This is a genomic window from Streptomyces sp. E2N166 (genome assembly GCF_003671715.1).
GTDB classification, from domain to species: Bacteria; Actinomycetota; Actinomycetes; order Streptomycetales; family Streptomycetaceae; genus Streptomyces; species Streptomyces thinghirensis.
The window spans coordinates 331484-344814 of record NZ_RAIF01000025.1 but is presented as its reverse complement, the minus strand read 5'-3'; the positions used below and the strand labels follow the sequence as shown (position 1 = coordinate 344814).

Below are 13331 nucleotides of genomic sequence, written 5' to 3'. Positions count from 1 at the left end.
CGATGCACCCCAACACCCCAGCACCCGTAGGAGAACCAGCCCATGCACGATCCGCACCACGAACTCCCCGTCCACCAGCAGGTGATGAACACTGGCCTCAACAGCGCAGCAAGGTATCCCGCTGGACCGTCCAAGGGCCGGTCTCACGGGGAAGCCTCCGCCCCGGGGGTGTCGGAGGCACTCGGGCACCAGGGGGTGCCCGAGCAGGAACAGCCCACCGCCGTCGCCGACAGCTCTGCTGCCGTCGAGATGCCGGTGCCGCGTGCCGCAGAAGAAGCCGCCTTGCACCGCGTCGCCCAACGTCGCAAGCCCGACCCCAACGGCCGTCGCGAGGGACGAGTCGACGTCCGCTACAGCGAAGGGGAAGAGGCCGTCATACGCGCCAAGGCAGCGTCGCTGAACCTCAGCGGTGCCCACTACGTTGCCGCAGCCACTCTGGCCCACGTCCACGGCGATCTCACCCTGGCCGGCCAGCGCACCCAGCTCGACGACTACATCGACGAGATCAACGCTCTGCGCGAGCAGGTCGCGGCCATCGGCCGCAACGTCAACCAGATCGCCAAGAAGCTCAACTCCGGCGGCCATCCACACCCTGGGGACAACGCTCTCCTCGCCCAGACCGACCGGACTCTCGATGCAGTCGGTGAGGCGGTGCGCCACATCGCCACCGCCGCGAACCAGGCCGTCAGCCACAAGGCGCCGCGATGATCGCGAAGATCACCGGCGGCAAGGACACCGCCAACCTCATCCGCTACCTGTATGACACGAAGAAGAAGGGCCACACCGACCCGCACCTGGTCGCCTCCTGGGACGGCTTCGCCCCCGACCCCGGCCGCACCAATGATGTCGACGCCACGAAGAGGGCTCTCGTCGCCGATCTCGACCTGCACGTAAAGCAGGCCGAGCGGCTCGGCCGCGCACCCGAGAAGCACGTGTGGCACTGCTCGATCCGCGCCACCAAGACCGACCGCCACCTGAGCGACGACGAATGGGCCGACATCGCCCGCCGGATCGTCGCCGCCACCGGCATCGCCCCCACCGGTGACCCGGACGGCTGCCGCTGGGTCGCCGTCCGCCACTCCCCCGACCACATCCACATCGCCGCCACCATGATCCGCGCCGACCTGCGCACCGCCCGCCACTGGAACGACTACCTCACCGCCGACCGCGAACTCGCCACTATCGAGGAGGAGTACGGCCTGTTCCAGGTCATACGCGGCGACCGCACCGCCGCGAAACGGCCCGCCCGCGCCGAGCAGGAGAAGGCCAAGCGCGCCGGCCAAGCCCGCACCGCACGCGAACACCTGCGCACCACCGTGCGCACCGCAGTAGCCGTCGCCACCAGCACAGAGGAATTCCTCCACCTGCTGGAGCACACCGATGGCATCCTCGTGGACATCAAGCACTTCCCGTCCGGAGACGTACGCGGCTACACCGTCGCCCTCGAAGGCGACGTCAACGCCGCCCAGGAGCCGATCTGGTACTCCGGCTCCGGACTCTCCCCCGACCTGTCCCTCCCCAAGATCCGCAAGCGCCTCGACGCCACCGAACCCCAGCAAAGCGCGCGGCGGGTGAACCCATGGCACCAGGCAACCGCCGCCGCGGAACGCATCCCCCACCACCTCGACGGCGATGACGATGCAGCCGCTCAGGCCCACCTAGCCGCCTTCGGGGAAGCCCTCGACGCCCTGCCCCTCCTGGCTCCCCAGGCCATCCGCCCCCAGCTCCACCAGGCAGCCGAAGCGTTCGAGCGCGCCACCCGCTCCCGCATCCAGGCCGAGCACCAACACGCCCGCGCCCTGCGCAGCGCCGTACGGGCCATGGTCCGCGAGCCCGCCCCCAAGGACGGCGCCCTGCTCGCGATGCTCCTCGACGCCGCGATCCTCGTCGTCATCGCCGCCCGCCGCTGGCACCAGCGACGCCACCACGACCAACAGGTGACCGCAGCCCACCAGGCCCTGATCCACCTGCAGGCCGCCTACGAGCAGACAGCCACCGCACCCCTGACCGCGCTCGCCCAGCGCCGGCCACCCCAGCAGATGGTGGAACGGCACACCCTCCTCATCCGACAGGCCATGCCGGCCCACGCCGAGCAGGTGGTCGAGGGCCCGGCCTTCGACGCCCTCACCGCCGCCCTCGCAACCGCCGAGAAGGCCGGGCATGATCCAAAGCAGCTACTGCAGCAGGCCACCGACGAACGGGCACTCAACGACGCCCGAAGCCCCGCACGGGTAGTGACCTGGCGCGTCGAGCGGCTCAGCACCAGGCCAGTTCCGAGCGACCGTGCACGAGTGGCACGGATGCGGAGCGCGGCACGGCGACAAGGCACATCGGTCAGCCCGGCAGCGGTCGCGCCGGCCTCCCAGCCACAGCCGCCACAGGCACATCGACGTTGATCACACCCGCTTCCGTACCCGAAGCGGGTGTCAGGCCGCGCACCCCAGCGCATCGTGGGCGAACGCGAGAGCTCGAAACCGAGCTCCCACAGCGTCGGGGCCGCGGAAGGCCAACGCCCGCAGAGCACTGACCTGTCGCCCCGAGGCCCACAGACCAGTGGCCGGCGAGAGAAACGGGACGACGGCTACGCCCAGATCGGTGAAGGGGGCATGGTCCAGGTAGGTCATGCCGCCGGTGCCGCACAGGTACGCGCGTGCGCCGGTGGCGTCGGCCAGGTCGGCCAGCCGCTCGGATCGACCCTTGCGTGCGGGCAGGGCGCTGCTGGTGAAGATCTGCCCCCGCCAGCCGAGCAGTTCGAGCAGGGCGCGAGTCGAGGCCGTGGCGACCGGCGCGACCCTTCCTGTGTCGAACGCATTCCAGACCGGCTGAAGGGCACGGTCAAGTGCGGGCCAGTGAGGACTGGTCCCGTACTGCTGGCGCAGGATCGATGAGGCTCTGCGTCGGGCCGCGGCAGGGTCGGCGATCAGGGTGTCTCTGATAAGGGTGGCGCGCCCGGAGGGGCGGTGAGTGGGGATGGTCAGCCACCGGTTCGGGCCGAGGCCGTCGAGTGTGGCGATGCGGGCGCGATGCTGGTAGTCGCGGCGGGCGAACTGCACGTCGTCCAGGACGATCCAGTGGTCCGACGCGAACAGCTTGGCCAGCGTGGTCAGCCGGGGCATGAAGTTGGGCTGGTGGATGGCGCACAGGCTGCCCGGGGAGGAGAGTTCAGGAAGCGATGAGGCGGCTGGTGAAGCCGGCGTGGATGAGGGATTCATACGCAGCATGCACGTCCTCCGGGACCTCCTGCTCGATGGCGAACCCGAGCTTCGGATACTCGATCACCCGCTGGAGGTCGCCGACGAGCATGTCCACCACTAGCTTCTCGTCGCCGATGGACTTGAGGTAGTCGTCGAACTCCAGGGTTTCCGAGGCGCACACCATCTCGACCTCGGGCCACAGCTTGCGGGCGGTGGCGTACGACCGCCGTTCCATGTAGGGCTTGGAGACCAGCAGCACCTTCTCCGGGGTGATGCCGGCGTCGGCCAAGACCTCGCGGGCGAGGGTGATGTTCTGCCCGGTGTTCGCGGCGTGGGGCTCCAGCAGGATCGCTGAGGCGGGGACGTCGAGGTCGATGGCGTGCTCGCGGAAGTGGACCGCTTCCCCGCGTGGGAAGACCTTGGCGGTGGTCGGGCTGTTGCCGCCGGTGAAGACCAGCGTGGGGAAGAGACCCGCGTGGTACAGCTCGGCGGCGCGCGTGGCCACCCCCAGGTCGTGGCTGCCCAGGCCGATCGCCACGTCCGCGGGATGGGCCTGGTGGTGCATCTGGTGGTAGTCCCAGATCGTCTTGGCCTGGTGCCACTGGTCTTCAGTGATGACCTGCTGGCTGTCACTCATGCGTTCGTCTCCCTGATCACCGTCGGCGGGGCCCCGGGCGCCCTTCACTGCTGGCCTTGACGCTCTCGATACTGCGCAGTTGGTGCACGAGGCCGTACTGCGCGGCCGTCCGAGCGGCCTGGCCGAGAACGCGTAACCCATCATCGCGGGTCGCCGCGTCGGACAGCAGGATGTGGCCGTGAGCGGTGTCCAGTCGTACACGTTGCATCGGTGAGTCGCTGCTCCCGCTGCTTCGGGCGATGTCGATGAAGTGCAGGGCTTGGGTGAGGTCCCCGACGCCCCGGCGGGCCAGGGCGAGCTTCTGATGGGCCACCGACCAATCGTCGGGTTCGGTGAGGTCTTCGAAATCACGGGTCGCGGCCTGCATCACGCGGGTCGCGTAGTCGTGGTTGCCGTCCTTGCTGAGTGCGGTGCCCACCCACAGGCGGGCTCTGGCCCGGTCACGGCGAGAGAGCCGGTCGTCGACGGCGAGCGTTTCGTACGTACGGGCCGACGTCTCCAGGTCACCGGACATCTCCGCGACGACCGCGAGGGACAGATCGAGCTGGGCGACACGGCGGGGAATGTCGAGCTGGGTGAAGATCGAGCGCGCGCCCGCGTAGGAGTGGCGTGCGGACAGTGGTCCGAGCACCGCGCCCTGATCGCGCTTGAGGTCTCCGAGTAACGCGGTGGATCGGGCGTAGAGGTACAAGCCCTTGTCATCGAGTTCGGCGGCCGTGAAACGGTTGAGCCATCGGCCCAGCAGGCTGTCGGCGAAGGTGAAGTTCTGCCGGGACAAGGCGACGACGGCACGGTCCAGGTCATCGGTCCACGACTCGTACTCCCAGGCTCTGGGCCCGGCGGCCGTCACCCGGCGTCCGGCTGCCACCTGCCCGGGGCCGGCCATCTCCGACAGGAGCGTTTCGAAGCGCAGGTGCACGGAGGCATCGGCGCGACCGAGCGCGGTGTCGAGAATGGCCTGCGTGTCAGGGCGGGGCTCGGTCGCGGACCGGAGCTTTTCCCACTTCGAGATGGTCGCGACGGCGAGACCGAGGCGCTCGGCGAAAGCACGCACGCTCAGGCGGAGGGCGAGCCGTAGAGCTCTGGCCTCCAGGCCGGTCCAATGGTGCACGGTCGCCATGCGTCGCTCCCTTCCACCAGCCATGGAAGCAGAAGCGTGCGGCCGGTGGGGCGGAAGTAGAGCGCAAGTGGAACAGCCGGTGATTCCCTGCGCATTGAGGTACGGCGACGCTCAAGGGGTCTCTTTTCGCCGAGTCCCTTGGACGGTCACCAGCATGGAACTCCTTACCGAGCACCGCCCGGTCAACGGGCCCGTCGTCTACGGCTTCCTGCGGCTGGCCGGAGTCTCCGCAGCCCGTCAAACGGCGTTACAGGCGTCGCTGACGGAGTACTGCCGGATCCATGAGCTGCAGCTCTCCGGCGTCTTCAAGGACAGGCTCGCGACGACCGAACCGAGCTCCACCGCGTTCACCGGCCTGCTGGACGCGCTGGCCCTTCCTGACGTCTACGGTGTCATCGCCCCCGCCCTGTCTCACCTGGGGCCGAAGCACCTCGCCGCCGAACGCACCCGCCTTATCGAGGCCGTCGGCGCCCGCCTGCTGCTGGCCCGCCGCCCCCGCATCGGGCCTGGCCACGTACCTCGTCAGCAGACCGCCCACCGCCGCTTCCCCGCGCCACTCCTCCTCCTGAGCACGGAGTCATGAGGCACCCCATGCCCGAGTCGCTTCAGCAGTTCTTCGAGGCCCGCCGCCAGTCCGTACGCAAAGCACGGGAGTTCGCCACCAGAGCGCTGGACGGCTGGGGTCTGACGAGCCGCACCGAGGACATCTGCCTATGCGTCTCCGAACTCGCCACGAACGCCGTTCTCCACGGCACCGCCCGCGGGCACGGCTTCCTCGTCCGGCTCGACATCGACGACAACTGCGTACGCCTGGAAGTGCACGACAGCCGTCGCCAGCAGCCCGTCGTACGCGAGCCGACCGCCACAGACATCTCCGGGAGGGGCCTGACGTTGGTGGCCGCGCTTTCCGACGAGTGGGGAGTGAGGGACCGTACACCGCTCGGGAAGATCATCTGGTCCTGCTTCAAGACCGCGGACGACGCCGCACAGTCGATCAGCCCTCCCGTCCCAAACCACGACGACCGCCCTCTGGAGGTCCGATGACCGAAACCGGCACACCGGATCGGGCGGCGCCTGCCGCGTCAAGCACGCGTCTCGTGGCCAGCCCGTTCCTCGCCCAGCACCTCCTTCTTCAGCCAGGCCGAGCGGTCGGTGTGCGCATTCCTGGGATTCGCTACGAGGAGCTGCGCGCCGCGAGCCACGTCGGAGGCTCTCTGCCAGCTTGGCTTGTTGATGCCGCGCGGCAGGCGTGGGGCACCGAGCTGCCTGACGGACCGGTCGGCGATTTCGTCCTTGTGCGCGAGCGATCGCCGTACGGGTACGCGAAGGCGTCCTGGGAAATCAACCTTGGCTGCGACTACGACTGCGAGTTCTGCTACCTCGGCGAGAAGCGCTTCGAGGGCCTGGACTGGGCGGGCAAACAGCAGCTCCTGCGGACGATGCGCGACGCGGGCGTGCTCTGGCTGCAGATCACGGGCGGTGAGGCACTGATCGACCGCGAGTTCGGCGCGGCCTACGAGTACGCCCACCAGCTCGGGATGATGGTGCAGGTCTCCTCGAACGGTTCGTCCCTGCGCAAGCCGCCGATCCGCGGGCTGTTCGCACGCCATCGCCCTTACCGGCTCACGCTCAGCGTCTACGGCGCGACCGCGGACACGTACGACAAGGTCACTCGCAACCGCGGCGCGTTCGGCCGGTTCATCCAGGGTCTGGACGCGGCCCACCAGGACCGGCTGCCGGTCCGGCTGAACGTGATCGTGTCGGACGACAACGCCCATGAGGTCGACGCGATGGTGGCTCTGTGTGAACGCTACAGCTTCCCACACCAGGTCTTCACGAACATGTCGCCGACGATCGACGGTGAAGCGAACCCGCTGGCGACGCAGGCCAAGGGCCACATCAAGGTCCGGAGCGTCTTCACCGGCTGCAATGCCGGCCGGACGTTCTTCCACGTCAACCCGCACGGCATCGCATCTGTCTGCAAGGTCGGCCGCGACCCGAGCGTGAACCTCGTGACCGAGGGCGTCGCCGCCCTCACCCGGCTCGGCGCCATCGCCGAGTCCCTACAGCTCCGCACCGGTGGATGCTCCGGCTGCACGAAGGTCGGCACCTGCCGTACCTGCCGGCCGCTGGCCAAGCTCTACCAGGATGCGGGGGACCAACGAGAGCTCTACTGCCAACACGGAGGCTACGGATCATGACTCCACCCACCACAACCCTCACCCCGCCGCGCGAACCGATGCTGCTCACCATCGGCCGGCGCCCCACCGATGGTGCAACCGGCACCCTGCCCGTGCCACTGCCGGCCGGGGCCATCCGCGATGACGAGGTCCAGATCATCACCGACCTGGACGAGGCCGCCGAGGGTGCCGAGTGCAGCTGCTCGGCCGGCGACGACCAGCCGTACTAGATACACCGCAGGCGGGCGCCGCACCGCTCGCGTACGCGCCCCATGAGTGCCGCCCCGGTCGTACCCTGGCCGGGGCGGCACTCCCTTGTCTCCGAGCCCCATGAGGAACCGCGCGTGTCCATGTCTCGCATTCCCTTCGATCAGCTCCCAGCCGACGCCCGCCAGGCTGTCACTGACAAGACCGGCCCCGTGCATCAGGCGGTGACCATGACCGGCGGCATGAACTCCGGCGTCGCCTCCGTCCTGGAAACCGAGAGCGGCAGCGTTTTCGTGAAGGGCATCGCGAGTGATCATGCGCAGGTCGCAGCACAGCGCCGCGAGGCGGAGATCGCCCCCCACCTGCCTACGTCCTGCCCCCGCCTGTACTGGCACCTGGAAGTCGGTGGATGGAGCCTTCTCGGATACGAGGTCCTCAGCGGTCGCCACGCCGACTACAGCCCCGGCTCGGCCGACTTGGAGCTCATAGAAGCCGCGCTCACCGAACTGCAACAGATCACCGCTCCGGCCGACATCGAGATCAAGGACGCGGTGGACCGCTGGGCGGACTACGCTCCGCCCGGAACGCTCCAGCACTTCACCGGCAACACCCTGCTGCACACCGACTTCGCACCGCACAATGTCCTGATCGCCGACGGGCGTGCCCGCCTCATCGACTGGGCGTGGCCAACGCGCGGTGCGGCATGGATCGATCCAGGCACCTTGGCACTGAGGCTCATGGAGGCTGGCCACCTGGCGGAGGACGCGATCTTGTTCGCAGGCCGTTTCCCGTCGTGGCGGAACACCGAGCCGGAGGCAACGACGGCATTCGGTTCCGCATCTGCGGCGCTGTGGCGGGAGGTCGCCGAGGAAGATCCGACGCCCTGGAAGCAGGGGATGGCCAAGCGGGCCGCTGCGTTCAGGCTCGCACTCCTCTGAGAGTCCATGCTCGCCGTCAGATCTACCTCGTCTTGAACTCGATCTTTCCGGTACTCATACGGAAGTTCCCACTCGAGTACAGCGTGGGTCGGGCCTCAACGTGGTTGCCGCTGTACTTCTCCACATGCCGGATCTCCACACCGCCTGGAACATTGAAGTCGATCAGGGCAATGGCGACCCAGTAGGACAGGTTGCGATTGTTGAACAAGGGCACCGTCACCGTGGACCCGCGCCCATCCGTGACCACCACCTGAGCGCCGTACGACTTGAAAGAACCTGTTCCGTTCTCCACCGCGCTGTAAGCGCATAGTAGGACGTAGCCCTGGAGGTCTGGGCGACGGATGGTGATCGTCTCTCGACCTGGCACCTTGGAGTCGCCGTCCAGTGCGATGTAGGGGGGCGCTACTGACGATCCGAGTTGCCGGTAGTAGACGGCCTGGTCCGTCTTGACCGGGCGCTGCCCGGGTGAGGTGACCAGACTCCGGGGGACGTAGAGGGCGTAAAGATCCAGGTCCGCTCCAGCCCTTCTTCGTGCCGCACTTCCGCCGTTCCACTCAAGAGTGGCTGTCACTACAAGGCTCGGGTCGTCCTTACGCATGTCGATGGTCGCCTGGCCGGCCTTGGTGAGGAGCACTTTGCCCAACGGCGCAGGGAGCCGGGCAGGTGTTGTCACCAGCCTCGGCGACGACGCCCCAGGTGACAGCTGGCGGCTTCGCGCGGGTGTGACGGTTGGAGGGGCCGCTGCGGTAGGGCCGGGGTCATCTACAACGATGCCGAAGTCCGACGCCAACCCCGCCAGACCCGTGTCCCACCCCTGGCCCACTGCCCTAGCCTTCCAGCTGCCCGCCCGCCGGTACAGCTCGACGAGCACAGCCACTGTCTCCCGGTGCATGAGCGGCGGCGGCTCAAAGGTACTTCGAACACCGCCACACTCGATGACCGCATGCGGGGTGCTACTCGCGTCGAAATACCTCACCCGCAGCTCCGGATCGATGCTGGCGACGATGGCAACGCGGTCCACCGTCTCCGGGATTGCGGCAAGATCAGCGACGATGGTCTGCCCGGTCAGCCTGACCCCGTCCTGCGCAGCATGGTTGTAGAAGATCAGGTCGTCATCACTCCGCACCCTGCCGTCCGGCCCGAGCAGGACAGCGGACACATCAATGCCCGTCGTAGGGGAGCTGAGGGTGACGCGGCATGCCGCCGCAGCAGACAGGGCAGTATTGCCGCCTTTGGCAAGGGCAGTAGTCATGAGTCGACCTCTCTCCGAGATCCGTACATGATGGTGGCCCTGGCCGTCCTACGTAGCACAAACACGGATTTTCTAGCCCCGCACCGTGCCATGGATGTGGCGTGGGCGGGCCGCGAGTCCCTGACAGACCACGATCACGAAGACACCTAGGCCGCGAATCCTGGCCCAGCCCTTCTCTGGTCCACCCTCTACGCCCTCGAGACCGGCGCGCTGGCAGCGATAGTGTTCAGAGCCCTACGTCTCAAACTTACTCACCGGACGAACCTCTACTCCTGCTGGTATGTGTCCCTCAGCTATGCGTCTGGGCCTCCATCAGTCGAGGTCCAGAGGACTGCCCGCCACGAAGGCGCTACACTCGCGTGAGGCGAACACGCTCGCCGCTACGTCGGACCTGGATTCCTCCCGCAGTCGTCCAGGGTTGAGGGCGCAAAGTGCCGTCGGGCACGCGTGAAGTAGGGCTGTTGTTCCTCCTATGGGGCGCAGTGGGCGGGAGCACTGAGGCGCGCCCACCAGGAGCCGGACATGACGCTCGACAGGGACATCACCGAACTCGCACACCGAATCCAAGTCGAGTCGGGGAACACCCTCCCCTACCAAAAGGCAAGGTTGGCCGCTGCCAAGGAGCTGGGCGGGCTGCCCGTCCACAGCATGTCGGCCGAGGACCGGATCGAGCTCCGCGCCCAGTACACCGGCGAGAGCGCGGACGCAGCAGGATTCGCGATCCGTGGCGGCACTCATGGACTGGGCCTGGACCACTGCTCGGACGAACAGCGTTCTCTTCGAGCCTTGTTGGCCCTCGCACTTTTCAACGGCAATGTATACAACGGCCCGACGGCGAAGTGGAACTACGCGGTGGTCGCCTCGTACGACCCGGTGATGTCGCCCCGGCGGGACCGGTTGGTGCTGGTGGTGGAGCGCGCCCCGGAGAACGTGGCCACCCGGCTGCTACCTGCGGCTTGGGACGGCTCGCGCGGTGTTCCTGGCCTGCGGTACGAGGACACGTACAACTGCCATGGCCATGCCTCTGTCTGCCTGCGTCACCTGCCGACTGGTGCACGACTGAGCATCACCGGGGACCCGGCTGGATGCCAGCATGGCGGCAAACGCAGCCTCGTGCCCAGGGATCGCTATCCCACCGTCGACCAAGACCTCATGGCGCACGAGCGTCGCGCACTGGCAGAAGTTCCCCCGATTTCGGGCGATGCCGCCACCCTGCTGGCCGGCCTGGTGTCCCGCTACAACCTGGTGGACCGACGGAGGGGCTGGGCGACCAGCTTGTCCTGGGATCCTCTGGAGCGCCCCGAAGTGGAACACAGGAGAGAGCCAGCTGTGCTGCGGGACGGTGCCGTGTCCCGACTGTGGGGCGCTGGTGATTCGTGGGAGTTCCGCTGGACCGGCTACCCCGAACCTCACGACCTGGCCCGTGCCTTGACTCACCGGGAGGCCGGAATCAAGGGCGCGAGATTCACCCACCACGGCGATGCCTTCCAGGTCCTGTTGGGCACCGCCTCACTGGATCTTTGCGAGGGGGAGGAATGATCCGTGTCGCTTCTCACTGACCATCCGGAGTCGGTATCCGTGCTGGTGTGCACCATCGTCCTCGGAGTCCTCCGCTGCACGTTCCCGAAGGACTCTCGCCATCGCCTGGAACTGTGGAAGGCAGTCCTCGAACACCGACGCCAAAGCTGGCAGGTGACAGAGCGCCGCCGCGCGACTGCGCGCCGACCGCAAATCCCTCGCCATAGGGAGGCTCCACCCTGCGCAAACTCGCTCCCGCAACCAACTCCGGAAGCCGAGCAGGGCACCCTGGCCTCCCCTCGCTGGGAGAAATCTGGGAGATGATCTTCCCCCAGAGACCCTCGAAGACCACACGGGACCACCCCTCACCAAGCCTCTGACCAGCGCGAATATCAACTACCCCTGGTCGTGATCACGTACGATCCTCATTCGGGACGAAGAGGTCGTGGGTTCAAATCCCGCCACCCCGACAGAGAAGTACCAGGTCAGGGGCCTGATCCGCAGTGCGGGTCGGGTCCCTGCCTCGTTTCCTGGGGCTCTTCCCTCGCCGTCAGTGCCTGCCGCTACCGTCGCCGTGCTCGTCGTGTTCCGTCATGACACTCCTTTCTCTCCTGCGCTCAGGTCGGCCCATACCGTCTTGCCGACTGGGCGGCGCGGCAGCGATCCCCACCGCACGGCAAGGATGTCCACCAGGAGCAGTCCTCGGCCGGACTCGCCTTCGGGATACGACGAGGGAGCAACTATTGGCAACCGCTTCGCGGAGGCGGCGTCGTCGACCTCGATCCGTAGCAGGCCCGCGGCGCGGTCGAGGGTGAGCCGGAGACCGAACTCGTGACCGGGGACCCGACCGTGCTGTACGGCGTTCGCCGCGAGTTCTCCTACGACGAGGGCGGCGGTGCAGGACACGTCCGACGTCGGTGGGTGGCCCCGGTCTTCCAGCCACCGGACGGCGTGACGCCGGGCGAGCTGCGCGCCCCGCGGGGACGAGGGGAACTGCGGGGTGAACGGCCGGCGTTCGGGTTCACCGCCGTCGAGTCCCGCGTGCCGCTCAGCGCTTCGCTGCGGCTCGTCTCCCGGCGTGGCGGTTTCTGTGAGCACCGTGCGTCCGTCCCTTCGACCCAAGTCGTCACGTTCCGTACTCAAGAGTCGACCGATCGTCATACGCTCGACAGGGGCCGCGGCCTTACCTTTCAAGCCGTAAGGAACGGAAGTGATGCCTTGGCCAACGGAATTGATCCCAGCGCGTCGATGGCCGCGCTGTTCGGCACCCGAGTGCGCAGACTCCGGACGGCAGCCGGACTGACCCAGGCCGAACTGGGCGAGTTGACGCACGTGGTGAGCACGCGGATCACGCAGATCGAGCGGGCGTCCGGAGCGAAGCCCACGCTGGAGCTGGTGCGGGCGCTGGACGCGGCTCTCGGCGCGGAGGAACTGCTGGTGGAGCTGTGGCCGTATGTGTACCGGGAGGCGTTTCCTGACTGGTCGCGGCGGTTCGTGGAGTACTCGGAACGGGCGGTGGTCATCCGGCAGTACGCGGCGCATGTGGTGCCGGGTCTGTTGCAGACGGAGGACTACGCGCGAGCGGTTCTCGCTCTGGACGCGATGCTCGACAGCGAAGAGCAGTTGGAGGAGCGCATCACCGCCCGAATGAAGCGGCAGGAACGCCTCAGTTCGCCAACCCGGCCGGAGCTGATGGTGATCCTGGACGAAGCGGTGTTGAGGCGCCCCATCGGCGGCCACGGCGTGATGCGACAGCAGTTGGCGCGACTGCTCCATGCGGCAGCGGAACGCCACATCGAGGTGCAGGTTCTGCCGTTCGACCAAGGCGGACACGAGGCGATGGGGGGATCGCTGACGATCCTGACACTCACGGACAGCCCGGAAGTGGCATACACGGAAGGCTCGGACTACGGCCAACTCATCGAAGAACCAGCCAACGTCAGCCGCTACAAGGTGATTTACGATCGGCTGCGGGCGGCAGCGCTGCCCCCGCTCATGTCACTCGACATGATCCGGTCCACCCTGGAGGGCAGCTACCGTGGCGCGAATCTCCCGTCCAAGCCTGAACGGCGCCGCCTGGCGCAAGAGCAGCTACAGCAATCAGGCGGGAGGCGACTGCGTGGAGGTGGCCGACGGATTCCAGGAGGCCGTCGTCCCCGTCCGTGACAGCAAGGTCCCGTGCGGTCCAGCGCTGTACTTCGAAACCGCCGCCTGGCTCGCCTTCATAGGCGAGTTGAAGGCCGACGGCCACCGTCACTGAATCCGCCGGGCTCTGGTCACCGTCC

General features: G+C 67.6%; 15 protein-coding genes. 10 read left to right on the top strand and 5 right to left on the bottom strand.

All coding sequences use genetic code 11. From position 1 onward, the window contains the following. The first annotated feature begins 42 nt into the window (after nt 1–42). Together mobC and EBH09_RS19635 are read left to right on the top strand one after the other, a co-directional pair. Entirely contained in the window at nt 43–708 is a 666-nt protein-coding gene (gene mobC / locus EBH09_RS19640; protein WP_121748282.1) for a plasmid mobilization relaxosome protein MobC, read from the top strand. Next, nucleotides 705–2396, top strand: a complete 1692-nt coding sequence (locus tag EBH09_RS19635; protein WP_121748281.1) for a mobilization protein — start codon at nt 705–707, stop codon at nt 2394–2396. The genes mobC and EBH09_RS19635 overlap by 4 nt, the downstream gene beginning before the upstream one ends. Before the next feature lie 30 nt (nt 2397–2426). Here EBH09_RS19635 and EBH09_RS19630 read toward each other — a convergent pair whose 3' ends face one another. The 3 genes from EBH09_RS19630 to EBH09_RS19620 are packed head-to-tail and all read right to left on the bottom strand — an operon-like array spanning nt 2427 to nt 4951. Beyond that, on the bottom strand, nt 2427–3116 hold the full coding sequence (locus EBH09_RS19630) for a WbqC family protein (RefSeq protein WP_121748280.1): 690 nt from the start codon (nt 3114–3116) through the stop codon (nt 2427–2429). A gap of 46 nt (nt 3117–3162) precedes the next feature. Next, nucleotides 3163–3831: a YdcF family protein gene (locus EBH09_RS19625; RefSeq protein ID WP_121748437.1), complete on the bottom strand. Its 669-nt coding sequence runs from the start codon at nt 3829–3831 to the stop codon at nt 3163–3165. A gap of 16 nt (nt 3832–3847) precedes the next feature. After that, nucleotides 3848–4951 (bottom strand): helix-turn-helix domain-containing protein, encoded by a 1104-nt coding sequence (locus EBH09_RS19620; RefSeq protein ID WP_065487942.1) that lies wholly within the window; start codon nt 4949–4951, stop codon nt 3848–3850. 154 nt (nt 4952–5105) lie between these two features. On the opposite strand from EBH09_RS19620, the gene EBH09_RS19615 reads away from it, so the two are divergent. The 5 genes from EBH09_RS19615 to EBH09_RS19595 all read left to right on the top strand — a co-directional run bounded on the left by EBH09_RS19615 (nt 5106) and on the right by EBH09_RS19595 (nt 8276). Next, nucleotides 5106–5534 carry a hypothetical protein gene (locus EBH09_RS19615; RefSeq protein ID WP_121748279.1) on the top strand — a complete coding sequence of 143 codons (429 nt, stop codon included), beginning with the start codon at nt 5106–5108 and terminating at the stop codon, nt 5532–5534. Between the two features lie 8 nt (nt 5535–5542). Continuing rightward, complete coding sequence (locus EBH09_RS19610; protein WP_065487943.1) at nt 5543–5995, top strand: ATP-binding protein; 453 nt, start codon at nt 5543–5545, stop codon at nt 5993–5995. 53 nt (nt 5996–6048) lie between these two features. Beyond that, nucleotides 6049–7152 (top strand): radical SAM protein, encoded by a 1104-nt coding sequence (locus tag EBH09_RS19605; RefSeq protein WP_121748278.1) that lies wholly within the window; start codon nt 6049–6051, stop codon nt 7150–7152. Then, complete coding sequence (locus EBH09_RS19600; RefSeq protein ID WP_069735528.1) at nt 7149–7361, top strand: hypothetical protein; 213 nt, start codon at nt 7149–7151, stop codon at nt 7359–7361. The genes EBH09_RS19605 and EBH09_RS19600 overlap by 4 nt, the downstream gene beginning before the upstream one ends. Nucleotides 7362–7481: 120 nt before the next feature. Then, nucleotides 7482–8276, top strand: a complete 795-nt coding sequence (locus EBH09_RS19595; protein WP_238697370.1) for an aminoglycoside phosphotransferase — start codon at nt 7482–7484, stop codon at nt 8274–8276. A gap of 22 nt (nt 8277–8298) precedes the next feature. Here the strand turns inward: EBH09_RS19595 and EBH09_RS19590 are convergent, their stop codons facing one another. Then, nucleotides 8299–9528, bottom strand: coding sequence for a TerD family protein (locus EBH09_RS19590; protein ID WP_121748276.1), 1230 nt, complete (start codon nt 9526–9528; stop codon nt 8299–8301). A gap of 522 nt (nt 9529–10050) precedes the next feature. On the opposite strand from EBH09_RS19590, the gene EBH09_RS19585 reads away from it, so the two are divergent. Then, nucleotides 10051–11067 (top strand): hypothetical protein, encoded by a 1017-nt coding sequence (locus EBH09_RS19585; RefSeq protein ID WP_121748275.1) that lies wholly within the window; start codon nt 10051–10053, stop codon nt 11065–11067. A gap of 570 nt (nt 11068–11637) precedes the next feature. Here EBH09_RS19585 and EBH09_RS19580 read toward each other — a convergent pair. Next, nucleotides 11638–12144, bottom strand: coding sequence for an ATP-binding protein (locus EBH09_RS19580; RefSeq protein ID WP_121748274.1), 507 nt, complete (start codon nt 12142–12144; stop codon nt 11638–11640). A gap of 150 nt (nt 12145–12294) precedes the next feature. Here EBH09_RS19580 and EBH09_RS19575 point away from each other — a divergent pair, with 150 nt between their 5' ends. Both EBH09_RS19575 and EBH09_RS39065 read left to right on the top strand, forming a co-directional pair. Then, nucleotides 12295–13212, top strand: a complete 918-nt coding sequence (locus EBH09_RS19575; protein ID WP_121748273.1) for a helix-turn-helix transcriptional regulator — start codon at nt 12295–12297, stop codon at nt 13210–13212. Beyond that, nucleotides 13166–13306 carry a DUF397 domain-containing protein gene (locus EBH09_RS39065; protein WP_345940946.1) on the top strand — a complete coding sequence of 47 codons (141 nt, stop codon included), beginning with the start codon at nt 13166–13168 and terminating at the stop codon, nt 13304–13306. Before EBH09_RS19575 ends, EBH09_RS39065 begins: the two co-directional genes overlap by 47 nt. The last annotated feature ends 25 nt before the right edge of the window (nt 13307–13331 follow it).

Bases quoted from the DNA above. Each gene is read 5' to 3' on its own strand.
- EBH09_RS19615 (WP_121748279.1), top strand. From the start codon at position 5,106: ATGGAACTCCTTACCGAGCACCGCCCGGTCAACGGGCCCGTCGTCTAC.
- EBH09_RS19625 (WP_121748437.1), bottom strand. From the start codon at position 3,831: ATGAGTGACAGCCAGCAGGTCATCACTGAAGACCAGTGGCACCAGGCC.
- EBH09_RS19595 (WP_238697370.1), top strand. From the start codon at position 7,482: ATGTCTCGCATTCCCTTCGATCAGCTCCCAGCCGACGCCCGCCAGGCT.
- EBH09_RS19600 (WP_069735528.1), top strand. From the start codon at position 7,149: ATGACTCCACCCACCACAACCCTCACCCCGCCGCGCGAACCGATGCTG.
- EBH09_RS19610 (WP_065487943.1), top strand. From the start codon at position 5,543: ATGCCCGAGTCGCTTCAGCAGTTCTTCGAGGCCCGCCGCCAGTCCGTA.
- EBH09_RS19635 (WP_121748281.1), top strand. From the start codon at position 705: ATGATCGCGAAGATCACCGGCGGCAAGGACACCGCCAACCTCATCCGC.
- EBH09_RS19630 (WP_121748280.1), bottom strand. From the start codon at position 3,116: ATGCCCCGGCTGACCACGCTGGCCAAGCTGTTCGCGTCGGACCACTGG.
- EBH09_RS19620 (WP_065487942.1), bottom strand. From the start codon at position 4,951: ATGGCGACCGTGCACCATTGGACCGGCCTGGAGGCCAGAGCTCTACGG.
- mobC (WP_121748282.1), top strand. From the start codon at position 43: ATGCACGATCCGCACCACGAACTCCCCGTCCACCAGCAGGTGATGAAC.
- EBH09_RS19585 (WP_121748275.1), top strand. From the start codon at position 10,051: ATGACGCTCGACAGGGACATCACCGAACTCGCACACCGAATCCAAGTC.
- EBH09_RS19575 (WP_121748273.1), top strand. From the start codon at position 12,295: ATGGCCGCGCTGTTCGGCACCCGAGTGCGCAGACTCCGGACGGCAGCC.
- EBH09_RS19590 (WP_121748276.1), bottom strand. From the start codon at position 9,528: ATGACTACTGCCCTTGCCAAAGGCGGCAATACTGCCCTGTCTGCTGCG.